This is a genomic window from Pectobacterium actinidiae (genome assembly GCF_000803315.1).
In the GTDB taxonomy this organism is placed as follows: Bacteria; Pseudomonadota; Gammaproteobacteria; order Enterobacterales; family Enterobacteriaceae; genus Pectobacterium; species Pectobacterium actinidiae.
The window spans coordinates 675,031-701,155 of the sequence record NZ_JRMH01000001.1 but is presented as its reverse complement, the minus strand read 5'-3'; the positions used below and the strand labels follow the sequence as shown (position 1 = coordinate 701,155).

Here is a 26,125-nt window from a genome sequence, read left to right as displayed (position 1 = left end):
CACAGGGCGAGGTATCCCTGTGTTTTCTCTAAAATCTGACTTTGCCAGCAATCTCAATTTACTGCTTTTCAGGCGGATTCTGTTCCCGCCCTTGCGCCATTTGCCGCTTTACCCGCCACTGCAACGCGCTTTTGATGAACAGCGTCAGTATTGCCATCACGGTTAATAACGCCGCCGCAGTAAACGCCCCCACGCTGTTATAATCCTGATGCAACAATTCGACCTGTAGCGGCAGCGTGTAGGTTTCACCGCGAATCGAGCCCGACACCACGGACACGGCACCAAACTCACCAATCGCACGGGCATTGGTCAGCACCACGCCATACAGCAGCGCCCAGCGAATATTCGGTAGCGTCACCCGATAGAACACTTGCCAGCCCGACGCGCCGAGCAACACCGCCGCTTCTTCTTCCTGACTGCCCTGACTCATCATCACCGGAACCAGCTCCCTAACCATAAACGGACAGGTCACGAATATCGTCACCAGCGCGATGCCCGGCCAGGCAAACATCAGCTGTATCCCCTGCTCATCCAGCCAGCCGCCAACCGGGCCGTTGGTGCTGTAAAAGAGCAGATACAGCAAACCCGCCACCACAGGCGAAACAGCAAAAGGAATGTCGATCAGCGTGAGCAGTAGTTGCCGTCCCGGAAACTGAAAGCGCGTGACCAGCCACGCCAGCAGCGTACCAAACACCAGATTCACGGGTACGACAATCGCGACCACCAGCAGCGTGAGGCCAATGGCATGCACCATGTCAGGATCGCTCAGGTTACGCCAGACGCCCCCCAACCCATGCGACAGCGCCGCGGCAAAAATTGACACTAAGGGGATGACCAGCATGATGAGCGATAATATCACGCCCAGCGCAATCAACGCCGCTCTCGCCCCGTTGCGCTCCTGTCGCACCGGATGGGATTGACGCGGCGGCGTCACAGTCGGTATCTCTGCCATTACACGCTCCGGGTCCGTTGACCAAAACGGCTTTGCAGCACATTGACGGCAAACAGGATCAATAAGGACGCGGCTAACACGACGGAAGCAATCGCGCTGGCGGCAGGGAAATCAAACTCCTGCAAACGGATAAAAATCATCAGCGAAACGACTTCCGTTTGCCAGGCAATGTTCCCCGCAATAAAGATAACCGCGCCAAATTCGCCCAGACTGCGGGCAAATGACAGCGCGGTGCCCGTTAAGAGCGCCGGGGTTAACTCCGGTAAAATGACGTAGCGAAAACACTGCCAGCGGTTTGCTCCCAGCGTTTGCGCCGCCTCTTCGTATTCCGGCCCCAGATCTTCCAACACGGGTTGGACGGTACGCACCACAAAAGGAATGCTGGTGAACGCCATCGCGACCGTAATCCCCAGCCAGGTATACGACACCTTGATGCCATACTCAGCCAACCATGCACCGTACCAGCCGGTCGTTGAAAACAGTGCAGCCAGTGTCAGCCCCGCCACGGCGGTAGGAAGCGCAAAGGGTAAGTCCATCAATCCATCCAACAAGGCTCGGCCGGGAAAGCGATAACGCGTCAGAATCCACGCCATTAACAGACCGAATCCGGCATTAAATACCGTCGCGAGCCCCGCCGCCAAGAGCGTGACTTTGTAAGCCGCCACCACCTGCGGATTGGAGATCACCGTCCAGTACTGTGCCAGACTCATTTCTGAGAGTTGCATGACCAACGCGCTTAGAGGCAGCAGCAGAATCAGACAGACGAACAGCAGGCTGCTGCCCAGACTCAGCGCGAATCCCGGCAGCACCCGTTTACCTGAACCAGAAAAGACGTTGCTCGACCTCAAAGACATTACTGACGACCAGCCGCCAGCAATTTATCCAGTTCACCACCGGTTTCAAAGTGGGTTTTCATCACCTGTGGCCACGCCCCAAACTGATCTTCCACTCGGAATAAGCTGGTCTCTGGGAAGCGGGATTTCAGCGTTTGCGTCAATTCAGGGTTATTCACACGGTAGTAAAAATCGGTGATGACCTTCTGCGCCTCTGGGCTATACAGATAATTCAGATAGGCCTTTGCCGCCTGTTCGGTGCCATTCTTCTCCACATTCTTATCGATCCACGCCACGGGGAATTCCGCCAGCACGTTGACCTTCGGGACGATCACCTCGTAGTTCTCAGCACCGTATTGATTACGAATGTTATTCACCTCGGATTCAAAGCTGATCAACACATCCCCCAGCTTACGTTCCACAAACGTAGTGGTTGCGCCACGGCCGCCGGTATCAAAGACCTCGACGTTCGCCAGAAAACGCGTGACCCACGCGCGGGTTTTGGCCTCATCGCCACCGTTGGCTTTACTGGTCGCTCCCCACGCCGCCAGATAGGTATAGCGAGCATTGCCGGAGGTTTTCGGATTCGGGAAAATCAGCTTAACGTCATCACGCACCAGATCGTTCCAGTCGTGAATCCCTTTGGGGTTACCTTTGCGAACCAGAAAGGCCATGGTGGAGTAGAACGGAGAGCTGTTATTCGGTAAACGCGCCTGCCAATCAGCCGGAATCAGTTGCCCGCGATCGTGCAGGATCTGGACATCCGTCACTTGGTTATAGGTCACAACATCGGCCTTCAAGCCTTGCAGGATAGCCAACGCCTGTTTAGACGAACCTGCATGCGATTGTTTGATCGTCAGCGGATCGCTAGGATGCTGCGACAGCCACTGTTTTTCAAAACCGGGGTTGAGCGCCACAAATAGCTCACGCGACACATCATAAGAGCTATTCAGCAGCTCGGTAGCAGAGACCATGCTCTGCCCGCCCAGCAGCAATGACAGCGCCAGAGAACCTTTCACTAGCCAGCCTTTCACCTGTATATGATTCATCTTATGTCCTGCCAGAGTTAGCGCCTATTCGCTAGGCCTTGTTGTGGGAGCCGTTTTTACATAACCGCTTTTGTATATACCCTAAATAATTCGAGTTGCGTGACAAAACGTGAGCGTTTTGAACAACGCTCTGCGTTGGTCCTTTAGGACAAGGCCACATGGCCTTGTAACGCGGCAACCGAGCGAATCCCCAGGAGCTTACTCAGGTAAGTGACTGGGGTGAGTAAGGACAAATTGGCTAAGCCAATTTGAACGCCGTTTACGGCGGCCCTTCAGGGCGAGGCTCAGAGATGAGCCGAGTATTGCCAACGCACAAGCAGCTTGAAGTATGACGGGTATAGCGAGAATCAGTGTAGGGGGAAGTGACGGTTAACATATAACCTTTATATATAATATTTCGGGATTTTTAAGCGCTGAAGGGCATAACGCCGCGACGAGAAACAACAAGGGAAAAGAAGTGGCTGGAAGAGGAAAATCCTGCAAAGAAGTGGAAAAAATCGATGCCTGCATGAACGCAGGCATCGGGGAAATAGGTCAGATCTTACAGCGATAAAAGCTGATCCAGAGAAGGCGCGAAGAAGTAACTGCCGCTGACGGCACGCGTAAAGCGCAGCATGTCATCACGTTTGCCGTCACGATCGCCGAACATGCTCAGCAACTGCTGCTCAATGTTATGCAGACGCGCGCAGTAGGCGATAAAGTAAAGCCCGTTTTTCCCGCTCGCGGTGCCGTAAGGCAGGCTCTGACGCAGAATTTTCAGCCCTTTGCCGTCTTCCTTTAAATCCACACGGCTAAGATGAGAGGTCACAGGGCGCTCATCGGAAGACAGTTCTTCATTATCCTGCTTGGTGCGGCCAATCATTTGCTCTTGCTGTTCCACGCTAAAACGCTGCAACTGCTTCAGATTGTGCTCCCAGCGTTGGGTAAACACGTAGCTGCCCCCCGCATCCGGCTGACCTTCCGGGATAATTGCCACGGCGTGGCGCGCATCGCCCTGCGGATTTTCCGTACCGTCAATGAAGCCGCTTAGATCGCGATCTTCCACCCAACGGAAACCGTGCGTCTCTTCTTCGATACGAATCGCGCTACCAAACGCGGCCAGCGCGGCCTGTGCCAGCGTGAAATTCACATCATGGCGAAGTGATTGAATGTGGATTAACACATCGCGCTGCGTGGCAGGCGCAAGGCCTTTACCCAGCGCTGTGAACGGTTTCAGCTCCGCCGCACCGTGGTTGCAATCCAGATCGCGCCAGACATCGCTGCCAAATGCCAGCACTGCGCCTAATCCCGCATCGGGATACTGCTGCTGTAACTCTTGTAACGTCTGACAGAATTTTTTGCATCCCTGCCGGATAGCATCAAACTCTCCCTGAATCATCGCTTCCATAAAAATGGCAAAACGGCGGTGTTCCAATAAAATACCGCTTTGAATTGGTGTCATTTCTGCTTCCTCAAGCGTCAATTTTTTCTTTGTTGTTATGGTTTACTACGATACTGATGGCACATACGGCCGCCGAAAAAATATCAGGCGGTGCCACTATCATACCGGAAGCCGCCTGACTTTTACCTTGCGTGAAGACAAATTCGTCTTGGATGTAAAGATGCTCTTTTATAAAACGGATGTGTTGCGCGCCTGCGCGTGCCACACGATCTTGCTCACTTTCCAGGTTTTCAGGATATCGTCGGGCGGCATCAAACCTTCCGGGCCGCTCCACTCGCCGGAATAGACGTAGCTGATATGCGCACTCTGCGGCGCAGCACATTCCACGCTCTGCGCATCATCACCTTGCCCTAACTGGCAGGATTCAAACGCTTTACTGTAGGTATTGCTAAAAACATCCCCTATTTTCACCCCACCTGCGCTGCCAATGGCCGGATCCATGACCTCAACTTTGCACACGCTGCCCTTCGGCTGGCCGCTGATGATCATCTTCACGTCTTTGCCATCCAGCGCCTGATAAAAGGCAACCAGTTGACCATTGGACGTCCCCATTCCGCTACGCAGTTGATAACTGCCATCCAGTGCGCTCTGTAGCGCGCCTTCGGACAGCGGCGTACCAGCATTGATGCCACCAATCCCCGCCTCGGTAACCTCCAGCGAACTACCGAACCAGTTAAACGGCGACAGGCTGGACCAGGAGAAATTGGAAAGCGTGCTGCATCCGGTCAGCAGCAGCGGTAAGCCCAACACTAGCGATAAACCCAGCGGGCGAAAATTCATGGCATGTACTCCTCAAGATTGAACGGCTTCCGTCATCAACTACCCTAGCAGGATGGGGGTTGGAGTCTGCGAGCGACGAAAAGTGCCGTAAAAGACAAAATGACGCTGATGTCTGATATTCACCTAACCGTGGATTGAGGGGAAACACGGGGATGAGGCATCCGTAGGGATGCCTCGCACCGTGGTCGCCCCGGAATCTCGATTCTGAAACGATCGACATGAGATAATTCTGCGGAAGATTATAGGGGGCATGGGACAAGAAACCTACCAGAACCGCAGACCTCCCGAAAGCCGGAAGGCCTGCGAGCAACATCAACTGCGCTGTGAGGCAAAATCCGTTAAGTCATAACGGTGCGTAAACAGATCGTCCAGCTCCGTCTGGTGCGTAATCGCCACCACGGTACACATCGGCAACGCCATCTTGACCAGCGCCAAAAGCTGTCTGGCAGCGTCATGATCCAGATTGCTCGTTGCTTCGTCCAGATAGAGCGTATCAGGTTTGGCAATCAGCGCACGGGCAAAGGCAATACGCTGCCGCTCGCCGCCGGAGAACACCCGATCCCAGTTCAGTTGCTCACTCAAACGATCGCGCCACGCGCCCAACCCGACGCTATCGAGCGTCTGACGCAGCATCTCGGTGTCGGCCAGCGGCGGATGTGGATAGCAGAGGATCTCCGCCAGCGTACCCTGACCCAAATAGCTTTGCTGCGGTAGCAATAGGCTACGCCCTTCAAGCGACTGCCAGCGGCCATCGTAATACGGCCACAGACCATTTAGCGTACGTAGCAACGTTGATTTGCCCAGCCCGCTGCGGCCAGACAGCTTACTCCAGCTCCCCGCTTCGCAGCGTAGATCCACACTTTGCAACAGCGGAGAACCCTGTGGTGTGGTGAAAGAGAGTTGCTCAATACGTAAATCCTGACCGACTGGTGCATCGGCCTGTTCAGACTGATGACGTTTGATTTCTTCTTTGAACTGGCTCAGGCGCGCCATACTGGCGGAAAGAATCATCAGTTCCTTATACATCCGAATAAACCAGCTCAACGCAATGTGTATCTGACCAAATGCCCCGCGAATCTGCATCAACCCACCCAGTGTTACTGTTTTACTGAGGAAAGCGGGAAGTGCAGCAAAAATGGGCACAATCTGGCTGACGCGCATATAACCTGAAGTGAAAAAAACCAGATTACGTTCGGCATTCATCAACCGCCAATAATGGGTGACGACGGAAGTAAAATTACGCTTGAGGTGGCTTTTTTCCTGCTGTTCACCACCGTACAACGCAATTTGCTCCGCGTTATCGTGCTTGCGTAACAAAGACGCACGGAAATCCGCTTCCGCACGCTGTTTGTCATAATTGATACCATGCAGACGCTTACCGACCACATGCGTAATCAGGCTGCCAAAGAGCGTATAGAGAATGGCAACCCAGACCAGATAACCTTTAATTACCCACTCTTCACCAAACAGAGTAAACCGCTGGACACCCGACAGGTCCCACAAAATAACCGTGAAAGAAAAAAGCTGTACTGTCACAACGATAAATGACACCACCAGGCTGACCGTTTTATCAACAAACAAGCTGATATCCTCAGCGATACGCTGATCGGGATTATCGATCTTGCCAGCAACCGACATGCGGTAAAATGCCCGCTTGGCCATCCAACTATCAACCAGCTGTTCCGTTAACGCGGTACGCCAGCGAAGCACCAGCCAACTGGTAAACCAGTCCTGATGCGCGAATACCCCGATATAGATCAGGATATAAATGGCATAGGTTTTCATCAGGGAAAATAGCAGGCCACTGTCGAATGCCCCTAACGCGTCATAAAACGTTTTACTCCACTCGTTTAACAGCACATTAAGATAGACGATCATCCACCCCATCGACAACGCCGCCAGCAGAAGCCCCCATGCCAGCCAGCTTCGCTTACCGCCCCAAAAGGGGCGGCAGAGATCGACAAATTGAGCGATGACCTTTTTCACTCTTTCACCTCTTGCGGCAAGGTGATGTAAAGCACGCGGTTATCCGGGTTATACAGCTTTGCCGACATCGCACGCACACCTTCCAGCGTGACGCTGTCAGCCAGTTTGGCTACGCTGCTCAGATAGCGCGGATCGTCATAGTGGCGGTAGCTCAGAAGCAGGCGGCGCTGTATTGTCATGAGATCGCCCTGACGCCCTTTTTCCGCACGGATAAACTGTGCCTTCTGATCGTCCACCTCTTCTTGAGTAATCTTCGTCGGCAGCTCAGCAAAGACGTGCTCGGCCAGTTTCCACAGCTCCTGCGCACGCTCTGGCGCGCTGCTGAAACTCACTTCCGTCTCAATACGCTGTTTCTTATCTTCCAGCTCGCTCTCGACACGCATACGATAAATACCCAGCGCGTCATCGCGCAGGCTCGTCTTGAGGTATTTATTCGCAATATTACGGGCGATGCTCACTTGAACCGCAGCCTGTGGCGTCCACGTATACGGTGTGAAGCTCCAGGTCAGGATATCGGCACGCGGTTCGATATTGATCGCCGACGTCGCCTCACGTTTACCCGGCAGCGCCAAGTGTGATTTCACCTCGCTGGCAGACTGACGCGGGATCGTCGCTAAATAGCGTTCAACCTGCGGCAAAATCTGTGCAGCAGGCATATCGGCGATCAGATAGTAGGTGACCGGTGCAGCAGCGGCTTTATGCCACTGTGAAAGCAACGCTGGCGCTGAGATTTGTTTCAGCTCTGCAATTTCAGGCTGCTGCCAGCTTGGCCCACCAAAACGCAGTTTGGCAATTTCGCTGGCACGCTTTCCTGAAACCGATTGATCGTCATTGGCCTTCTGACGCGCCAGACTCATCATGCTCTCTTTCATCACATCAGGATCGATACCCGGTGCCACATTCAGCTCACGGTATAGCCCTAACAGGTTTGCCAGTTGCTCAATCGGCGCGTTCCCGCTCAGCGTTAGTTGATCCGCTTCCTGATCGATGCTCAGAGACAGGGATTTATCTTTTTTCCAGTTAGTTAGCGCTTCCCCACTCCACGTTGCAGGTCCGCTCTGATTAACCAACTGGCTCGCCAGCTGTGCCTGCCACGGATTCAGCGAGGTAGCCATGAATCCAGCCTGACTCGTCGCGGTGAGATACACTTTCTTACCCGCTTCTGGCGCACGCAGCCATACGACGCGATCGCCATTACTCAACTGCCACTGCTCGACCTTCTGTGCAGCAAAGGTCTTCACTGCCGTACGCTTTCCGCTTTGCGTCACAGCAGGAAGCTCAGGGATGATTTTTTCTTTCTCTACCTGTAACGGTGCCAGCGTCGCTGCCGCCCACTGAGCTTGTAACTGACGAATCGCATCTGGGTTAGGCAACGTGAAAGGTGTCGCCCCCGGCACACTAAACTGAACCAACGTATCAGGAGAAGCTAACCAGCGTTGCCAGTGGCGGTTCACATCTTTCGCTGTGATGGTGTCCAGCGCGTCCAGTGCATCTTTACCACGCTGTTGGCTGCCGACATAAGGACGATCCTGCTGCCAGACAATGGTCAACTGCTGAACCCAGTCTGAAAATTCCCGTGTTTCAGGGGTAGTACTCATACGCTGCGCAACTTCACGAATGTCGGAGGTGATCTCCGTGATGTCCTGCTCGTTTAGCGGATAGCGTTTAAACCGCTCAATTTCTTTCAGTACGGCGGAAATAGCAGCGTCATGACCACCCGGCATCACATTGGCGAAAAAGCCCAATGCAGCCGTCGTTTTACCGATATCTGATTTACGCACCACCAAGCTGCTGGCATCCTGCGGCAATTCCGCCTGCTGTCGACGAACCTGACGCGTTACCGCAGACATCGTAATTTGTGTAAGCAAACGGTGACGGTAATCGGGCAGGCCGAATGTATCTTTGTCATTGAAACGGTAGACAAATGACACCTGGCTGCTACCACTTTGGCTATCCTGCAAACGCGCCACTTTGAGCTGCGGTTTCAGTAACGGCTCATAATAATCACGGGCTGGGACAGCAACATTCGGTAGCGGTGCAAAATAGCGTTGAATTTCGCGTTCCGCATCCGCAGGCGTGATATCACCAATAATCATCAAACGCATATTCGATGGGTGATACCAGCGCTGATAGAAATCCTGTAGAACGCTAGCTGGCGTGTCGTTAATCGATTTTTCCGTGCCAATCGTCGGGCGAGAAGGATAGCGAGAGTCATGGCGAATCGCCTGTACACGCTGCTGGTTCATACGTTCTGCTACACCCAGCTTACCGCGCCATTCTTCCAGAATGATTTTGCGCTCATCATCAAGATCGCTTTGCAGCAGCTTGGCGTGACCTGTCATCTGGCTCAGCGCCTGCAAGGTCGTCCCTAGATCGCGATTCCCTTTCGGCGGGCTCATCATGTACATGGTGCGCTCGTAGTTGGTCACCGCGTTATAGCTCTGCCCGCGCGCCCATCCCTGCTTGTGCAGTTCCGTACTCACGCCTTGAGGAAATGCGTCGCTGGCGCGGAACACCATGTGTTCAACCATGTGTGCCACGCCGGATTCGTTGTCTTGCTCATCAATCGAACCGACATCCACAATCAGACGGATATCTACCCGCGACTTCTGCCCTTCCAGCGGTACGAGGGTGTAGCGCAGCCCATTTGCCAACGTTCCTTCTTTAATGATCGGCAACGGGCTTTTCACTTCTTCGGCCTGGCTCACAACGCTTCCCGCTAATAGGCCAACAGCCGTTAGCGATAACCAGCAATATTTCTTCCAGTTCATAACAACCTTTTCGTTTTTATTTTTGCCTGCAAGGCAATCTCTTCGCGCATAGATGCAAAATGCCCCGCCATACGTCAGCATGTGACGTATGGCGGGGCATAGGGTTTACCAGGTGTAAGCGACACCAAGCCAGAACTGACGGCCGGTCTGATAAGTAACGGTACCGGTAGATTGAGTACCGCGTCCGATTTCGATCTTCTGATCAAGCACGTTCAACACATCAAGAGAAATATCAACGGCTTGATCTTTAAACACCGGTTGCGTGTAATTAAACCGCCAGTCGTAGGTAAAATAGTCTTTAAATTTAACTTTTTCGTATAGATCCGCACTGCCATCATAAGATCCACAAGCAGCATTATCTGTTGGACAGTTGAGTGAACCGACAACATATCCCGTAAAACCAGCGGTATAGCCAATATTTTGATTCCAATTTAAACGCAAATCAGGGAAATATGTATTTACGCTTACATTGGCTCTCCAAGGTTTATTGAAGTCCAACGCATCCATATCACGTTTATCCATCAACTTGCCGTCAAAAATGACCTTTTTATCATCGGTGCTACTCTGATCATAATACGCTTGAGAGCTGGATTTATTCTTCCCATATTTTGCATTCAAAGACCAACTAACTTCAGCCAGAGAAAAACGGTACGGACTGATAGGTTCTACTGTCAGAGAAAAATCATTGCCTTCCGTTTTTGCACTGTTGCTTAAACGATAAAAACGATCACCATTACTATCCGTATAAGATTCTCGTCCAAATTGATCTTTCCCTTGTCGATTGACCCATTTTAATGTCCAAATGGTATTCATCACGCGCTGTGAAATGCCTAATGATAATTCATCGCTATAAGGCGTTTTTAAGTCAGAAACATCATAATCGAAAGAGGCAGTTTGAATCCCACCACTAGTCCAATCACTATTTGCATTTGTGCGTGATAGTACCTCAAATGAGCTTATACCCGAACGTAACTTGTAAGCCAGAATATTTTGTCCGTAATAACGATTGGCACCACCAAATAAACGAGTAGAACGATCGCCAAATACATCATAAGAAGCAGAGAACCGAGGGGCAGTCGTCAAATTCTTCAGGAAATCGTCATATTGAAAACGCACCCCCGGTGTAACTTCCAAATTGCCATAACTCAAACTATCTTGTAGGTATACAGCATAATTGATGTAGTTACCTTCGACTGTACGAGCAGGATAAAAACCAACTGTTTTGTAATATTGTTCGCCATCAATACAAAATACGTCGCCAGTATTACAAACGGTACTGGCATTAAGCGTTGGCGTTCCACGACTGGAATATACGTCACGAAATCTGCGGTATTGCGCGTGGTAGGAGTCAATCTGCCAGCCAAAATCAACCTGATGGTTAATACCGTATAACGCTAATGGATTAAGTTCATAATCCTGTTTCAGCGTAACGGTTCTTTTTTCCGTCGCAAAAGAGCCATATCCGCCGATATAGGCGTTTTGTCCACTCGAGCCACCGGTACTACTCCAATCAATAACATTGGAAACAAAATTCTGGCTATTCAGGAAACGTCGCCAGGATTGATAGTTATCCGATTCGTGATCTATTTTATTTTGTTCAAATTGATATCCCGCTAGACTGGTCATTTTACCCCAGTTAGCATTATGTTCCCATTCGATATTCCCCCGATATCCTCCTCCTGTATTCGTAAACCCACCATTCTTAACATCTTTTTTATAATAAGTAGATTCATGCGGTGAATACATTCCGGTCAGACGAATAATGTCCCCATTATCCGCTAAGTAAGTTCCTTTTAAGAGATAAGTCTCTGAGAGACGCTCTTGATCGTGCCACTCATTAAGATAAACATGGTAATTAGGTATCGTTGACTGCTGGCGATTATAGGAAAAAATAAATCCCGCTTTATCGCTTAACGGTTGGTTAAACGTTAAAGAATAAAACTCTTTTTTAAACTTAGGCTGATGATAAAGTTGAGTTGCTGACTCAAAATTTTCAACATCCTTTGCATCAACGTGATAACGAGTCCATTTATCACTCGTTGTACGATAAGAAACTTTACCTGATGATTTTGTTAAGTCAGGATCTTTCAATCTGGCATCAACAACACCACCAGTAAAATCACCATATTTAGCCGAAATATTACTATCAAAAACTTCTAGTTTATCTATTAGTTCAGAATTTATCCAAAATGACTGAGCACCACCAGCGGGTAAGTCAGTAGCATTATAACCATCTGGATTTGTCCCCAATGTCCCGCCATTAGCGCCTGGGCTAATGGTATTGTTGTTGGATAATCCATCAATCATAAAGTTATTGTTATAAAATTTCTCTCCATGAAATGAAACATTCTCAGGAGCAATTTCCCCCGCAGTCAAGCTACTATCCGTTTCATTAGCAAAGTTGACATTAGGATTGTGTTTCAACAACTCCGTCACGCTGCCATTACGCGTCGGCATCTTTTTAATCTGCTCGGCATTAATGATCTGCGTTCCCATCGACTGGCTAGTCGGGGTTGAGCGGACTAAAATCGTATCTTCACTATTCTCCGAAGAGGAATCACCCTGCTGTTCTTCTTCAGCTTCTGCATTGTTTTTCTGCTGATTTTCATCAGCAGAGGTATCATTTTGCTGTGCGAGCGCCGACCCTGATAATAATGACAAAATCATTATTAAATAGACGTTTTTATTCATTTATTCAAAATCCCCAGTGAACCTTAATATTTGAAAATAAAATTATTTTTGTAATTACCGCATGTAACATTTATTGCTAATCATCAACCTGAATATGACCATTCAGTTTGAAAACGATGGAAACCACCTGATTCTCAACCGGTGCCTCCGTCCGATAGCGCCAGCGCGCCATATCTTTCACTACGTCATCGCCAAATACACCGTCTGGCGTTTCAGATAGAATCTGTACGTTAGTGACTGTACCGCTACCAGTGATATCGAATTTGACGCGCACTTTTCCTTCCACACCCAGCGCTTTTGCCCTCGCGGGATAGTTCACGCGACGATGCAATGCTCTAAAATTTTGGCTGTTGCTTTTCCCGGCACCTCGCGCTGCCTGACCGTTCTCGCTCTCTCCAGCTTTGGCTGTTGCCGCACTGCCCGGCATGCCAGCAGAAGCTTGCAGCGGCGAAGGCGCATCGCCTGCCTGGCTTGTCGCGACAGGATACTCACTTTTCCTTTCTGCCTGCTGTGCCTTGGCCTGCTGTTGTTCTCTCAGTTGTTCTTTCGGCCTATCTTCTGGTTTCTTTTCAGACTGCTTTTTCTCACGTACGGGCGGCTTCTTTTCCGCTGTGGGCGTGACAGGTTTGCGCTCAATGACAGGCTGTTTAATAACCGGATTGGGGTGTTCTGGTAACGGCGTTAAGATTGGCATCACCACGGGAGTAGGTTGCACAACGGGAGGGTCAATCGGTGGTGGTGCCGCTTCGGCTACCTGTGACATCGCCGCAGCCATCATCGTCACCTGCATACTTCCACCTGCATTTCCCGCCATATCGTCAATGCTTTCTTTCGGGGAATAGTGCAATAGAAAGAAAACTGCCAGCGCCGCATGCGCCACGCAGGACAACACAAAAAATGCCAGAGAACGCCAGTTAGGGGCATCAGAGGTCAACGTGGTCGCAGAAGGATGAGCAAATGAGGGAGTCAGCAATGCGCCGCCGCCAGTGCGATTCGCACCCAGTAACCCCCCCTGAAGATTTTCACCACTCACTATCCAACTCCATCTCTTGAACGTCAACTTCCTGGTGTCAGCAGTGCAATCACAATCTTCCAGGCAATAAAATGTAAGCAAGATCGGTACACGAAAAAACATGTCAAGACCGATCGGACAACATTAATAAATAATAATACAAATGAGAATCGTTTTACAAATGAAAACTATTACCCATAAAGGCTCACAAATTGCCTGCAATATCATTACAAAAACTAGTAAAGATTTGATAATTAATAAAAAACGCGCTAACGAGGCGCGTTTTTTACTTGAAAGGGAAATGGAGAGGAGATACTGCGCGGGTATAGCGGTTTAGCATCTGTGAGATAACAATCAATATTCCCGATCTTCAATCAGGCGCTTTCCCAGCGTGATGCAGTCGACGATCTCATAATCGAGTTTTTCATACATGCCGATCACGGCATCGTTGTCTTCACGCACCATCAGGTGAATTTTCGGACAGCCGCGGGCAATGAGTTTTTTCTCCAGCCGACTTATCAACGCATTCGCAATACCACGACCGCGAAAATCCGGGTGTACGCCCAGATAATACGCCGAGCCACGGTGGCCGTCGTAACCGCCCATCACCGATCCCACGATTTCGCCGTTCACCTCTGCCACCAGAAACAGATCGGGATCGTGATTGAGCTTACGTTCGATGTCCATTTCAGGATCGTTCCACGGGCGCAGCAAGTCACAGCGCTCCCAGAGGGTGATCACGGCTTCAAAGTCATCCTGCCTGAATATGCGGATTTCCATCACAGTCGCCATTTTGCAATAAGGTAAATCGTGATTATCGCGTGATTTTTATCAGACGCAATCTCAAATTGCGCGCCGCCATCAGGAATCACACAACAGGTGACCGGGGATCGATTTCATTGATGGTATACTGCCGCCTTTATTATTGTGCCCTCATCGCCAGAGAAACGAGACGCCCACTATGTCTGACGTCAATGCGGTAAAACATTTTTTGCTTAGCTTACAGGAAGATATCTGCCAGCAGCTTGCAGCGATCGATGGCGGAGCCGATTTCGCCAAAGATGAATGGCTGCGTGCCGAAGGTGGCGGCGGGTGCAGCCGCGTGCTGTCCGGCGGACGCATCTTTGAACGCGCTGGCGTAAATTTTTCTCATATCATCGGTAAATCGCTTCCGCCTTCCGCCAGCACCCATCGCCCCGAGCTGGCAGGCCGTAGCTTTCAGGCAATGGGCGTGTCGCTGGTGATTCACCCGCTAAGTCCTTACATTCCCACCAGTCACGCCAACGTGCGCCTGTTCATCGCCGAAAAACCCGGAGAAGAGCCGGTTTGGTGGTTTGGCGGCGGGTTCGATCTCACGCCTTATTATGGTTTCAAAGAGGACGCAGTGCACTGGCATCAGACAGCCCACGACCTGTGCCAGCCCTTCGGTGACGATGTCTATCCGCGCTATAAAAAATGGTGCGACGATTACTTCTTCCTCAAGCACCGTAACGAAGCACGCGGCATAGGCGGGCTCTTTTTCGACGATCTCAACGAACCAGATTTTGCGACCAGTTTCGCCTTCATTCGTGCCGTCGGTAACGGCTTCCTCAATGGCTATCTGCCCATCGTTGAACGGCGTAAAGATCTGCCGTGGGGAGAACGCGAGCGTGAATTCCAGCTCTATCGTCGTGGCCGCTATGTGGAATTCAACCTGATTTGGGATCGTGGGACGCTATTTGGCCTGCAAAGCGGTGGACGCACCGAGTCAATTTTGATGTCCATGCCGCCGCTGGCACGCTGGGAGTATCAGCACCAGCCTGAACCCGGTAGCCCGGAAGCCCTTTTGTATCAAGATTTTTTACCGGCTAAAGATTGGCTGGCAGAAAGTCACACGCACAACAAGGAAGCATAAAACATGCAGATTTGGGTCGATGCCGACGCCTGCCCGAACGTCATTAAAGAAGTGCTATTTCGCGCGGCGGATCGCACACAAACACAGGTCACGCTGGTTGCCAACCAGACCATAAAAGTGCCGCCGTCGCGTTTTATCCGCACGCTCCGCGTCTCGGCGGGTTTTGACGTCGCCGACAATGAGATAGTGCACCGCGTTGAAGCTGGCGATCTGGTGATCACCGCCGATATTCCGCTGGCATCAGAAGTGATAGAAAAAGGCGGCGTCGCGTTGAATCCGCGTGGAGAGCGCTATACACCGGATACCATCCGAGAACGGCTTAACATGCGGGATTTTATGGATACCATGCGCGCTAGCGGGATACAAACGGGTGGCCCTAGCGCATTGAATCAGCGAGACCGCCAACAGTTCGCTAATGAGCTGGACAAGTGGTTACAGCAGGCGAAAAAACCGTAACGGCCTAGCTCTCGCCATCCCGCGTTTGCTACTTTTAACAGGCAAAGCAGGATGGCGATATGACTTAGCGATAAACCGGTAGCAGATCGAGGCTAGAAAGAATGTGTATCAGCGCGGTGCCAATGCCAAATAGCAGCACCAGTGCAACCATCGCATTGCCACCTCGCACGCGGAACAGCGGGCTACCGAAGCGGCGACGCGATGCAAGCGCCAACAACGCAGGCGTAATCACGGCCCATACGGTAGCGGCCAATCCGGCAAACCCAATCGCATAAATAAAGCCGTTCGGATACAGCAGACCGCCGATGATTGGTGGCAGAAAAGTCACCAGCGCCGTCTTGGCTCTTCCCATTCGGCTATCGTCAAACTTCAACAAATCCGCCAGATAATCAAACAGCCCCAGCGTCACCCCAAGAAATGAACAAGCGACGGCGAAGTTGGAAAAGACGGTGAGCAACACGTCCAAATAGGGACTGTTCAACACGCTCCCCAGCGTCTGCACCAGCACGTCAATATTACCGCCCCGTTCCGCAATCCCGATAAAATCAGGACGAGCAATGTTCCCCATTGTGCCAATCAGCCAGATGGCATACATCGCCAGCGCCAGTACGCTGCCAATAAACAGGCAACGCTTGATGATCTGTGGTTTGTGGCCGTAATGCTTCACCAAACTGGGGACGTTGCCATGAAAACCGAAAGAGGCCAGGCAGAATGGCAGCGTCATCAACACATACGGCAGATAGCGGGGCGCTTCTTCCGCAACATTGAGTAAAACAACCGGCTTAACGTTCCACAGCAGACTGCCAAACGTCATGAAAAAGGTCAGTACTTTTGCCGCCAGAAAAAACGCGGTCATACGGCTCACCGCAGCGGTGCTCCACCACACGGTCAATGCGACAAACAGCGCAAACAGGAAGCCGCCGGTTCGAGCAGAGAAATCGATCGACATTTCAGCGAGCGTGTGATGGATAATTGAGCCACTCGCCGAGATATAGGCGTAGGTCAGGATATAAAGGACAAAGGCAATCGATATGCCGTTAATGACATTCCAGTGTTTACCCAACAGATCTTTGGTCAACGTATCGAAGCTGGCTCCCGTCTGATAATTCAGGTTAGCTTCCAGTATCATCAACCCCGAGTGATACATACAAAACCAGGTAAACACCAACACGGCAAATGACCAGAAAAACCAGGCGCCCGACATCACCACCGGCAGGGAAAACATCCCGGCACCGATAATGGTTCCCGCAATAATCATCGACCCGCCAAACAGCGAAGGACGACGTTTTTCTGTACCGCTTTTTTCTACTGTATTTTCGTTCACTGCGCGAGTTGCCATAACCGATAGTCGCTCATTGGATTTTTATCAAGTCCGGGGAACCAAGTTCTATAGATGAAGCTGGATCATGGCATAAAACGAAAATTATTCCATTGATTTAGCGTATTATACGGTATGGAAAACCTCAGGTTCTGCCCAAAATGGTGTGTTATGTTGTAAGCGACTAAAGGGAAAAGTTGTTTAAGGATGATGCGGTAATGCTAAAAGCAGTGAAGTCTGTTTTATTCGATATTCTCTCTAGGATACTGAGATTTATTTTCTGGGTGATCTCGTTTCTCATGGTCTGGTATTTATTCCCAGAGAACCTCATGTTCCCCGCCTTTGCGCTGTGCTTTATCGGTTCTATGTTCTTAAGCGACTATTTGGTCGATAAGCTGAGAAAGTAAAAAACCCAGCCAGAAATCGGCTGGGTTTGTCTTTATTGCGAGAGCTGAAAATCCCTTACAGCGGCTGAGTTTGTGCTTCTACCACCGCCAGCGCCACCATGTTCACGATCCGGCGCACAGAGGCAATTGGCGTCAGGATGTGTACGGGTTTCGAGATCCCCATCAGCACCGGCCCAACCGTCACGCCTTCTGAAGAAGACACGCGTAGCAGGTTATAGCTGATACGCGCAGACTCCATGTTCGGCATGATCAGGATGTTCGCCGAGCCTTTCAGCGGGCTGTCCGGCATTTGCTCGCGACGGATCGCTTCCACCAGCGCGGCGTCGCCGTGCATCTCGCCGTCGATCTCCAGTTCAGGAGCCAGCTTGTTGACCAGCGCCAGCGTTTCCCGCATCTTCTGTGCTGTTGGCGAGTCCGAGGTGCCGAAGCTGGAGTGCGACAGCAATGCGACTTTCGGTTCGATACCAAAACGACGTACGCTTTCTGCCGCCATCAGCGTGATTTCCGCCAGCTGTTCCGGCGTCGGATCCGCGTTGACGTAGGTATCAGCGATAAAGGTGTTGCCGCTCGGCAGCATCAAGGCGTTCATCGCCCCCGCCGCATGTACGCCCTCGCGGTAGCCGAAGACTTTCTCAACCACATCGAAGTGTTCTTCATACGTGCCAATCGTGCCACAAATCAGCGCGTCTGCTTCGCCACGATGAACCATGATAGAACCAATCAGCGTTGGGTTGCCGATCACCGCACGCTGCGCTTTCTCCTGTGACACGCCGCGACGCTTCATCAGCTCAAAATACTCGCTCCAGTATTCTTTAAAGCGCGGATCGGATTCATTGTTGACCACTTCGAAATCTTTACCGATGGTCAATTGCAGCCCCAGCTTTTGCAGACGCATTTCGATAACGCTCGGACGACCAATCAGAATCGGGAACGCCAGCCCCAGCGTCACTAGCTCCTGCGTAGCATGCAGCACGCGCGCATCTTCACCTTCGGCGAAGACGACACGCTTCGGCTGCTGGCGCGCCTGTGCGAAGATCGGTTTCATGAACAGGTTGGTTTTGTAGACGAACTGGGTCAGTTTTTCGATATAGGCATCGAAATCCTCGATCGGACGCGTCGCTACGCCGGAATCCATCGCCGCCTTCGCCACCGCCGGTGCGATCTTGATGATCAAACGCGGATCGAATGGTTTTGGAATCAGATAATCCGGGCCAAACGACAGCTCCTGGTCGCCGTAAGCAGAGGCAACCACTTCGCTCTGCTCCGCCAGCGCCAGATCGGCAATCGCATGCACGCAAGCCAGCTTCATCTCTTCGTTAATCGTCGTCGCACCGACATCCAATGCACCACGGAAGATGAACGGGAAGCACAGCACGTTGTTCACCTGGTTTGGGTAGTCCGAACGGCCGGTACAGATAATCGCATCCGGGCGCACTTCTTTCGCCAGCGGCGGCAGAATTTCCGGCTCTGGGTTCGCCAGCGCCATGATCAGCGGACGCGGAGCCATGGTTTTCACCATCTCTGGCGTCAGTACGCCGGGACCGGAACAGCCGAGGAAGATATCCGCATTAGGGATCACGTCTGCCAGCTTACGGGCACCGTTATCGTCAATCGCGTAAGCGGCTTTGGTTTCTTCCATATTTTCGTCACGGCCGTGGAAAATCACGCCGCGTGAATCACATACCACGATGTTGTGCTTCTGAAGACCCAGCGCCACCAGCAGGTTCAGACAGGCGATAGACGCCGCGCCCGCACCGGACACCACCAGACGCACATCGGAGATATTTTTTTCGACTACGCGCAGGCCGTTCAGAACGGCGGCGGTACAGATGATCGCGGTGCCATGTTGATCGTCGTGGAAGACCGGAATCTTCATGCGCTCACGCAGTTTCTTCTCAATGTAGAAGCACTCAGGTGCCTTGATGTCTTCCAGATTGATACCGCCGAACGTCGGTTCCAGCGCGGCGATCACATCGATCAGTTTGTCTGGATCCAGCTCGTCGACTTCGATATCGAAAACATCAATGCCGGAGAATTTTTTAAACAGGACGCCTTTGCCTTCCATCACCGGTTTACCGGCCAGTGCGCCGATATTGCCGAGACCCAGAACAGCCGTCCCGTTAGAGATAACGGCAACCAGATTGCCGCGCGCGGTGTATTTGTAGGCAGCCAGCGGATCTGCCGCAATTTCCAGACAGGGAGCGGCAACACCAGGAGAATAGGCCAGCGCCAGATCGCGCTGTGTCGCCAGCGGTTTCGTCGGGGAAACCTGAATTTTTCCGGGAATCGGATACTGGTGGAAATCAAGGGCGCTTTGCTTTAGCTGTTCATCCATTTTATGTACCTTTTCGGTTTTGTTGTGTTGTGTCTGTAGGGTCAAGAGTACCCAGTATAGTGTTTGCGAATGACGAAACTACCGAGGATGGCAAAAACTGCGGGGGAATGCTGGTTAATATAGTTATTTTATTTGACGGTTTTTTGTTCATCGGCCAGTTGCGCAACAAGAAAAAATCGCGCGGTGCTGATGCACCACGCGATAAAGCAGAGAGTCGATAAAACAGATGGGCGACGAGAAAAGATAGGGCAAAACTAGTGTTTGGCGGAGATCAAACTCAACACCGTACGCGCGTTGCTAGCACTGGTGGCAATAACATCCACAATACCGGAGCGTAACGCAGCCAGAATCGCCGTTGCTTTAGTGTTCTCAGAGGCGATAGCGATCACGTAAGGGATTTTGCGAAGCTGATCAAGACTCAGGCCAATCACTCTGTCATTCATCACCGTATCGACAGGTCGCCCCTGAATATCCAAGAAAGCATAGCCAGCGATATCACCGACAACCCCCTCATCCTGACGCGCCGTGATGATTTCCTGTGAGGTGAACCAGCCGAGTTGAACCATGAAGCTGTTTTCGTTCATATCGCCTAATCCCACCAGCGCAATATCCGCTTTGCTTGCACGTTCAAGCGTGTCATTAATCAAACGGTTTTGCATAAAGGAAGATTTCAGCGCCGGATTTTCAACATAAGCAGGGGCGTACAGCGTTTCGCTTGTGGCATTGAATTTTCGCGCCAGATGACGGCTGATATGATCGGCATCAATCAGCTCGCCATCGCGCTGCGTACCGCCAATACCACAGATAAATTTGCAGTGTCGTTCTGGAAAAACGCCCACGTGACTGGCGACAGCCGCCACGTTACGCCCCTGCCCAACTGCCACGGACATGCCATTTTTCAAAATGCTGGACAAGTAAGTGGACACCAGCGAGGCCACCTGCTGGCGTTGTTCGTCTTCATCGTGGTGGTCAATAGCAATAAGCGCACGTTTGATGCCGAAGCTCTTAATAAATTGTTGTTCGAGCTGAGAACTAAATACCGGATGATAACGGACATTGATTTCCACGATCCCTTCCGCCCGCGCACGCTTCAACAAACGTCCAACTTTAATACGAGAGATACCAAAACGGCTGGCTATCTCTTCCTGAGTTTGTTGATTTTCATAATACGCGACGGCTATTTCCGTTAGTAATTCACTGTCTGAATCAAATTCACTCATGGCTTAACCCATTTTGGTTTCGCTTAGGGTCACTCACTCACCCTGTTCATTCAACAATGCTGAAACACTGCGTACCAGCTGGCAGAAATGCTCCGCATCCCATGCAGACCTGCCAATAAATAATCCGTCAATATCGACGCATTGAATAAGTTCGCTCGTATTATGCGGATTCACACTGCCGCCGTACAGAAGCGTCATTCGAGAAGCAATGTCTTCGTCATACAGGGCAACCAACGCCTGACGCAGAGCAGCGTGAATAGCTTGCGCTTCCTGTGCGGTGGCAGGCGTTCCCCCTTCGCCAATAGCCCAGATAGGCTCATACGCGATGATGACGTTTTCCGCCTGCTCTGCATGTAAACCTGCAAGCGCAATTTTCATTTGCCGAATAACAGTTTCTCTGGAAACACCCCACGCCTTCTCCTGTGCGCTGTCCCCCACGCAAACCAGCGGACGTAACGAATAGCGCAGTGCCGCCTGCACTTTTTTCTGGATATCCGCATCATTTTCCGCAAAGTGTTGCCGCCGTTCGGAATGCCCCAGCTCGACAAGCGTCGCACCGCAATCACATACCATCACCGGAGAAACCTCTCCCGTCCACGCGCCGCTGTCAGCATAGTGCATATTTTGCGCCCCTGTCAGGCAATTCACCTTGTGCGCAGACAGGTACTCGGTTACTTCCCTTATCAACATAAAGGGGGGAATCACAAAGGGTTGAATGCATTCACCCGCCACAGAATTAAGCTGTCGGGATAACACCGCGCAGTAGTCTATTGCTTCCTGTCGGGTTTTATTCATTTTCCAGCTCGTGCCTATCATCACTTTTTTCATGTCATCTCCTCCTTTCACACTGTGCCTTTCGCCGTAGCGTAACAAAAGTCCTGACACCAAACTTATATTCACACAACAAACAAATGCTCGATCACTAAAACGTATAAAAAAGAAATAAATTGTCTTTAATGTGATCGAATTCAAAGCTATTTCTTAATTAAACCGTAAAATCCCATAAAACAAAAGTTCAATACATGAACAAATGAACAAAAACCACATCGGTTTACGATAAAAAGGGGAAATTATGTCGACCGCAAAAAAACCTGTTGTTGCTCTGACTATCGGCGATCCAGCAGGGATTGGCCCTGAAATCTCAGTAGCGACCATGATGGATAAAGACGTGTATGAAGAGTGCCGCCCTTTCCTCATCGGTTCGGTCCCCATCATCCGCCGCGCGATGACCATCAAACACTGTGATTTTTCGATCAATGTCATCACCTCTCCCGCCGAGGCCAAATTCACCTGGGGCACGTTGGATGTATTGGAAACCGGTGAATATGATTGCGATAGCATCGAATGGGGTAAGGTCCAGCAGTTGGCTGGGAAGATGTCTCTTGATTACGTGATGAAATCCATTGAATTAGGTATGGCCGGTGACATCGATGTCGTCTCTACCGCTCCGATTCATAAAGAAGCGATAAAACTCGCGGGCTGTAAATTACCAGGCCACACCGAAATTTATCAGGTCGAAACCGGTTCAGATTACGGCCTGACAATGTTTCATGTGCAAAAACTGCGGGTGTTTTTTGTCAGCCGCCATATCGCCCTGAAAGAAGCCTGCGACTACGCCAACAAAGAACGTGTCCTCGCTTGCGTTCAGCAAATCCATCATGAATTCACCGCACTCAATATCAACAATCCGCGTATCGCCGTTGCCGCCCTCAACCCGCACGCCTCAGATAACGGCCTATTTGGTCATGAAGAGAAAGACAACCTGATTCCTGCCGTCAAAGCCGCTCAGGAGATGGGCATCAACGCGATAGGCCCGATTCCGGCGGATTCGGTTTTCCACCTCGGAAAACAAGGGCATTACGACGCCATTCTGTCGCTCTACCACGATCAGGGGCATATCGCCTGCAAAACACTCGATTTCGAGCGCTCTATCACCATCACTTTCGGTTTACCGTTTATGCGTAGTTCTGTCGACCACGGCACGGCTTTTGATATTGCGGGAACGGGTAAAGCGGGCACGGTCAGCATGTTGGAATCGACGCTGGTTGCCGCACGTTACTGGAAAATGAAGCACTAATGCAGGTTTCAGATCACTGACGGAGAACATGCCATGACGCGATATTTGGAAATTATTAGAGGCGGTAAAGGCTGGGGCGGACCACTGCTTATTAATGTCACACCAGGGAAAAAGATTGCCTACATCACCGGGGGCATTCGCCCCACCGTAGTCGATCGGTTAATGGAACTCACTGGCTGGGAATCTGTGGATGTCTTCAAACACGGCGAACCGGATGAACAGGAGATCGGCTTAGTGGTCATCGACTGCGGCGGTACGCTGCGCTGCGGTCTTTATCCCAAACGTGGGATCCCGACAATCAATCTCCATCCAACGGCAAAAACGGGGCCGCTGGCGGAATACATTCGGGAAGAGATCTACGTCTCGGATGTCACGCCAGCCGGAATTCGATTACGGGCAGAGGGGAAACAAGGAGATAAACTCGGCATCGTCGCTGACGATCTCACTGGCGCGACAACGATTGGCGTTCTCTTGGCACGCAGCGGCATGAAAACCGCGGCCTTTTTTAATACCACGTCGTTTACGGACTGTGAATCAGACTGGCAGGCCATGGTGATCAGCAGCGATAGCCGACCGCTACCCAAAGCAGAAGCAAAAAATCGCGTAAGAAACGCGACGCAAGCCCTGTTGGAACGCGGTGCGGTGTATTTCACCAAACGGGTTGATACTACGCTGCGCGGCGGTATTGGCTATGAAATTGATGCCATGCTGGAAGTACTGCCGCAGGAAACTGTCGCTGTGGTGGTGCCTGCCATGCCACAGTCACGCCGTATTGTCGTCGGCGGCTACTCGGTGATTGATTCCGTTGCCCTATCCTGCACCGATGTCGCTAAAGATGTTCGTACGCCGGTGACGGAAACCTTTGTTCCTGGGCTGCTTAGTGAGCAAACCCATCATCAGGTGAAACATATTCCCCTTTCTTGCGTGCTAAAAGGCTATCACGCCATCAGCGATGCGCTGGTTCAGCAGCAGCGGGAAGGCGCTCGCGTGATTGTCGTCGATGCGATTTCACTCGCCGATGTAGAGAATATTGCTCGCGCAGTCACCAAGCTGAACTGGAATGTGCTGGCCGTCGACCCTGGCCCCTTCACCGAGCGTCTGGCCTTCACCCGAGAAATGATCCGCGACGAGGAACGCAAAGAGAAAGCGCTCATTCCTCAGGAACAACAACAGGGTTCCATTATTGTCGTAGCAGGCAGCGCAACTCCGGTCACCAAAAAGCAGCTTACCGCACTGATTGAAACCGACCCACGCGTTTGCCATATTCCTATCGATGCCGAATTGCTGATTGATAAAGAACATTCGGCGGATATCGAAGTAGAAAGAGTCGTCAAGCAGGCGCTGGAGTGCGTGAAAACTCACGCCAATGCCATCTTCGTATTTGAATCCGCATTAACAGGCCGTCTGCTCGATCTTAATGAGGAAGAGCAGCGCTTTGGGCTGGCGCACGGTCAGGCAGCAGAAAATATCAATCAGGGTCTGGGAAATATCGTCAAAACGGTGCTTGATGCCGCCGCCTCTGAGATTAAAGGGCTGTATATGACGGGCGGGGACACGATGGTCAACGTGCTCAAGCAGCTCGGTGCTAACGGCATTGAAATGGTGGATTACGTTATTCCCCAAACCGATCTGGTCAAAATTATTGGTGGTGATTATGAAGGGCTAATTTGTGTCGGGAAAGGTGGCCTAACCGGACCGGAAGATATCATCCATACCATTATTCATCATATTCACCGGGAAACGATGTAATAAATAAAAAACGGTAAAAAAGAGCAAAAAAGAAAGTCGATATAAATAATAAATCTGACGTATTGCATAGGTCTGATTAACAGACCTGGATGTTGCTCTACCCTACACGAGAGAAACACCATGAAAAATATAAACATTCTTGAGAAAATGAATAAAGTCCCTGGCGGACTGATCATTATCCCCCTGCTGGCGGCGATAATGATGAATACCTTCGCACCATCATTATTACAAATAGGCGGCCCTACAACGGCATTATTTAAGGCGGGTTCTAGCGCGATGATGGGGATATTTCTTCTCATCTGTGGTTCGTCAATTAATATTCGCCAGGCAGGGCTTCCGCTCTATAAAGGCACTATTCTACTGATGCTGAAATTCAGTGCGGGTGCACTGGCCGTATGGGGAATGGGTACCTTTTTTGGCCCCGCTGGCTTTTTTGGGATTTCAACGTTGGCATTTATTGCCTGTATCACCAGCTCAAACAGCTCATTATATATCGCCCTGTGCAGTAACTACGGTGATGCCAGCGATGCCGGCGCCATCTCCGTTTTCTGTATTAAGGATGGCCCCTTCGTCACGATGGTGGTTCTCGGCGTCAGCGGTTTAGCCAATATCCCGTTCGCAGCCCTGCTCTCTATGCTCATCCCACTACTCATCGGCATGATGTGGGGTAACCTTGATGAGAAGTTCAAGCAGCTCTGTGCTGCGGCTCAACCGCTGGTGATTATTATCATGTCCTTCGCCATCGGTGCCAATTCCAGTATGCACACCGTTTTTACTGCGGGCTTATCCGGCATTGTTCTGGGTATCATTTCCGCCATAACCGGGCTGGTTTTCTACTTCCTGTACAACCTATTCCTGAAACGAAAAACGGCGCTGGGTGCCGCGTTGGGTACCACCGCTGCTAGCTCAGCCCTCACGCCTGCCATGGTGGCACAAGCTGACCCCAGCCTTCAGGTTTTTGTTGATTCCGCCACCGCACAGCTGGCAACGGCCAGCATTATTACCATGCTTACCGCGCCCGTGCTCGTTGCCTGGTTTGATAATCGACTGAAGAAAAAAGGCATTATTCCATCAGGGGAAGAAAAGAACACGTTACCAACCGCCACTTCCCATGCGCTCAATACACAAACAGATAAGCAAAAATAAGGGAAAGA

General features: G+C 51.1%; 20 protein-coding genes. 6 read left to right on the top strand and 14 right to left on the bottom strand.

Annotation, left to right across the window (positions count from 1 at the left end; all coding sequences use genetic code 11):
* Positions 1–58 precede the first annotated feature (58 nt).
* The 10 genes from cysW to KKH3_RS02915 form a co-directional block, all read right to left on the bottom strand.
* Positions 59–952, bottom strand: coding sequence for a sulfate/thiosulfate ABC transporter permease CysW (gene cysW, locus KKH3_RS02960; protein ID WP_039355610.1), 894 nt, complete (start codon positions 950–952; stop codon positions 59–61).
* Positions 952–1,806 carry a sulfate/thiosulfate ABC transporter permease CysT gene (cysT, locus tag KKH3_RS02955; RefSeq protein ID WP_039355609.1) on the bottom strand — a complete coding sequence of 285 codons (855 nt, stop codon included), beginning with the start codon at positions 1,804–1,806 and terminating at the stop codon, positions 952–954. The genes cysW and cysT overlap by 1 nt, the downstream gene beginning before the upstream one ends.
* The gene (locus KKH3_RS02950; RefSeq protein ID WP_039355607.1) at positions 1,806–2,834 is read right to left on the bottom strand and encodes a sulfate ABC transporter substrate-binding protein; all 1,029 of its coding nucleotides are present in this window, start codon (positions 2,832–2,834) and stop codon (positions 1,806–1,808) included. The genes cysT and KKH3_RS02950 overlap by 1 nt, the downstream gene beginning before the upstream one ends.
* 541 nt (positions 2,835–3,375) lie before the next feature.
* Entirely contained in the window at positions 3,376–4,275 is a 900-nt protein-coding gene (locus KKH3_RS02945; RefSeq protein WP_039355606.1) for a Dyp-type peroxidase, read from the bottom strand.
* Positions 4,276–4,443: 168 nt separating this feature from the next.
* A complete protein-coding gene (locus KKH3_RS02940) occupies positions 4,444–5,055 on the bottom strand; it encodes an RpoE-regulated lipoprotein (protein WP_039355604.1) in 612 nt (203 codons plus the stop codon).
* Between the two features lie 312 nt (positions 5,056–5,367).
* A complete protein-coding gene (locus KKH3_RS02935; RefSeq protein WP_039355603.1) occupies positions 5,368–7,041 on the bottom strand; it encodes an ABC transporter ATP-binding protein/permease in 1,674 nt (557 codons plus the stop codon).
* Positions 7,038–9,812 carry a M16 family metallopeptidase gene (locus KKH3_RS02930; RefSeq protein WP_039355601.1) on the bottom strand — a complete coding sequence of 925 codons (2,775 nt, stop codon included), beginning with the start codon at positions 9,810–9,812 and terminating at the stop codon, positions 7,038–7,040. Before KKH3_RS02930 ends, KKH3_RS02935 begins: the two co-directional genes overlap by 4 nt.
* A 105-nt stretch (positions 9,813–9,917) precedes the next feature.
* Positions 9,918–12,503, bottom strand: coding sequence for a TonB-dependent receptor plug domain-containing protein (locus tag KKH3_RS02925; protein WP_039355599.1), 2,586 nt, complete (start codon positions 12,501–12,503; stop codon positions 9,918–9,920).
* Between the two features lie 76 nt (positions 12,504–12,579).
* Entirely contained in the window at positions 12,580–13,536 is a 957-nt protein-coding gene (locus tag KKH3_RS02920) for a TonB family protein (RefSeq protein WP_039355598.1), read from the bottom strand.
* Positions 13,537–13,869: 333 nt separating this feature from the next.
* Positions 13,870–14,295, bottom strand: a complete 426-nt coding sequence (locus tag KKH3_RS02915) for a GNAT family acetyltransferase (RefSeq protein ID WP_010284320.1) — start codon at positions 14,293–14,295, stop codon at positions 13,870–13,872.
* A gap of 181 nt (positions 14,296–14,476) precedes the next feature.
* On the opposite strand from KKH3_RS02915, the gene hemF reads away from it, so the two are divergent.
* Positions 14,477–15,409 (top strand): oxygen-dependent coproporphyrinogen oxidase, encoded by a 933-nt coding sequence (gene hemF / locus KKH3_RS02910; RefSeq protein WP_039355597.1) that lies wholly within the window; start codon positions 14,477–14,479, stop codon positions 15,407–15,409.
* 3 nt (positions 15,410–15,412) lie between these two features.
* The gene (locus tag KKH3_RS02905) at positions 15,413–15,865 is read left to right on the top strand and encodes a YaiI/YqxD family protein (RefSeq protein WP_039355596.1); all 453 of its coding nucleotides are present in this window, start codon (positions 15,413–15,415) and stop codon (positions 15,863–15,865) included.
* Between the two features lie 64 nt (positions 15,866–15,929).
* Here the strand turns inward: KKH3_RS02905 and mtr are convergent, their stop codons facing one another.
* Both mtr and maeB read right to left on the bottom strand, forming a co-directional pair.
* Complete coding sequence (gene mtr / locus KKH3_RS02900; RefSeq protein ID WP_039355595.1) at positions 15,930–17,204, bottom strand: tryptophan permease; 1,275 nt, start codon at positions 17,202–17,204, stop codon at positions 15,930–15,932.
* 441 nt (positions 17,205–17,645) lie between these two features.
* Complete coding sequence (gene maeB / locus KKH3_RS02890) at positions 17,646–19,925, bottom strand: NADP-dependent oxaloacetate-decarboxylating malate dehydrogenase (protein WP_039355593.1); 2,280 nt, start codon at positions 19,923–19,925, stop codon at positions 17,646–17,648.
* 59 nt (positions 19,926–19,984) lie between these two features.
* Here maeB and KKH3_RS22180 point away from each other — a divergent pair, with 59 nt between their 5' ends.
* Entirely contained in the window at positions 19,985–20,146 is a 162-nt protein-coding gene (locus tag KKH3_RS22180; protein ID WP_159440281.1) for a hypothetical protein, read from the top strand.
* 33 nt (positions 20,147–20,179) lie between these two features.
* Here KKH3_RS22180 and KKH3_RS02885 read toward each other — a convergent pair whose 3' ends face one another.
* On the bottom strand, positions 20,180–21,145 hold the full coding sequence (locus KKH3_RS02885; protein WP_039355591.1) for a sugar-binding transcriptional regulator: 966 nt from the start codon (positions 21,143–21,145) through the stop codon (positions 20,180–20,182).
* Between the two features lie 33 nt (positions 21,146–21,178).
* Positions 21,179–21,973 (bottom strand): triose-phosphate isomerase, encoded by a 795-nt coding sequence (locus KKH3_RS02880; RefSeq protein ID WP_039355589.1) that lies wholly within the window; start codon positions 21,971–21,973, stop codon positions 21,179–21,181.
* 244 nt (positions 21,974–22,217) lie between these two features.
* On the opposite strand from KKH3_RS02880, the gene pdxA reads away from it, so the two are divergent.
* The 3 genes from pdxA (at position 22,218) to KKH3_RS02865 (ending at position 26,117) form a co-directional block, all read left to right on the top strand.
* Positions 22,218–23,222 carry a 4-hydroxythreonine-4-phosphate dehydrogenase PdxA gene (pdxA, locus tag KKH3_RS02875; protein ID WP_039355588.1) on the top strand — a complete coding sequence of 335 codons (1,005 nt, stop codon included), beginning with the start codon at positions 22,218–22,220 and terminating at the stop codon, positions 23,220–23,222.
* A 33-nt stretch (positions 23,223–23,255) separates the two neighbouring features.
* The gene (locus KKH3_RS02870) at positions 23,256–24,971 is read left to right on the top strand and encodes a four-carbon acid sugar kinase family protein (protein WP_039355587.1); all 1,716 of its coding nucleotides are present in this window, start codon (positions 23,256–23,258) and stop codon (positions 24,969–24,971) included.
* Between the two features lie 120 nt (positions 24,972–25,091).
* Positions 25,092–26,117 (top strand): 2-keto-3-deoxygluconate permease, encoded by a 1,026-nt coding sequence (locus KKH3_RS02865; RefSeq protein ID WP_039355586.1) that lies wholly within the window; start codon positions 25,092–25,094, stop codon positions 26,115–26,117.
* Positions 26,118–26,125 lie beyond the last annotated feature (8 nt).

Bases quoted from the DNA above. Each gene is read 5' to 3' on its own strand.
- mtr (WP_039355595.1), bottom strand. From the start codon at position 17,204: ATGGCAACTCGCGCAGTGAACGAAAATACAGTAGAAAAAAGCGGTACA.
- KKH3_RS02865 (WP_039355586.1), top strand. From the start codon at position 25,092: ATGAAAAATATAAACATTCTTGAGAAAATGAATAAAGTCCCTGGCGGA.
- KKH3_RS02940 (WP_039355604.1), bottom strand. From the start codon at position 5,055: ATGAATTTTCGCCCGCTGGGTTTATCGCTAGTGTTGGGCTTACCGCTG.
- KKH3_RS02950 (WP_039355607.1), bottom strand. From the start codon at position 2,834: ATGAATCATATACAGGTGAAAGGCTGGCTAGTGAAAGGTTCTCTGGCG.
- KKH3_RS02925 (WP_039355599.1), bottom strand. From the start codon at position 12,503: ATGAATAAAAACGTCTATTTAATAATGATTTTGTCATTATTATCAGGG.
- KKH3_RS02880 (WP_039355589.1), bottom strand. From the start codon at position 21,973: ATGAAAAAAGTGATGATAGGCACGAGCTGGAAAATGAATAAAACCCGA.
- KKH3_RS02930 (WP_039355601.1), bottom strand. From the start codon at position 9,812: ATGAACTGGAAGAAATATTGCTGGTTATCGCTAACGGCTGTTGGCCTA.
- KKH3_RS02885 (WP_039355591.1), bottom strand. From the start codon at position 21,145: ATGAGTGAATTTGATTCAGACAGTGAATTACTAACGGAAATAGCCGTC.
- cysW (WP_039355610.1), bottom strand. From the start codon at position 952: ATGGCAGAGATACCGACTGTGACGCCGCCGCGTCAATCCCATCCGGTG.
- KKH3_RS02870 (WP_039355587.1), top strand. From the start codon at position 23,256: ATGACGCGATATTTGGAAATTATTAGAGGCGGTAAAGGCTGGGGCGGA.
- KKH3_RS02905 (WP_039355596.1), top strand. From the start codon at position 15,413: ATGCAGATTTGGGTCGATGCCGACGCCTGCCCGAACGTCATTAAAGAA.
- hemF (WP_039355597.1), top strand. From the start codon at position 14,477: ATGTCTGACGTCAATGCGGTAAAACATTTTTTGCTTAGCTTACAGGAA.
- KKH3_RS02945 (WP_039355606.1), bottom strand. From the start codon at position 4,275: ATGACACCAATTCAAAGCGGTATTTTATTGGAACACCGCCGTTTTGCC.
- cysT (WP_039355609.1), bottom strand. From the start codon at position 1,806: ATGTCTTTGAGGTCGAGCAACGTCTTTTCTGGTTCAGGTAAACGGGTG.
- KKH3_RS02915 (WP_010284320.1), bottom strand. From the start codon at position 14,295: ATGGAAATCCGCATATTCAGGCAGGATGACTTTGAAGCCGTGATCACC.
- pdxA (WP_039355588.1), top strand. From the start codon at position 22,218: ATGTCGACCGCAAAAAAACCTGTTGTTGCTCTGACTATCGGCGATCCA.
- maeB (WP_039355593.1), bottom strand. From the start codon at position 19,925: ATGGATGAACAGCTAAAGCAAAGCGCCCTTGATTTCCACCAGTATCCG.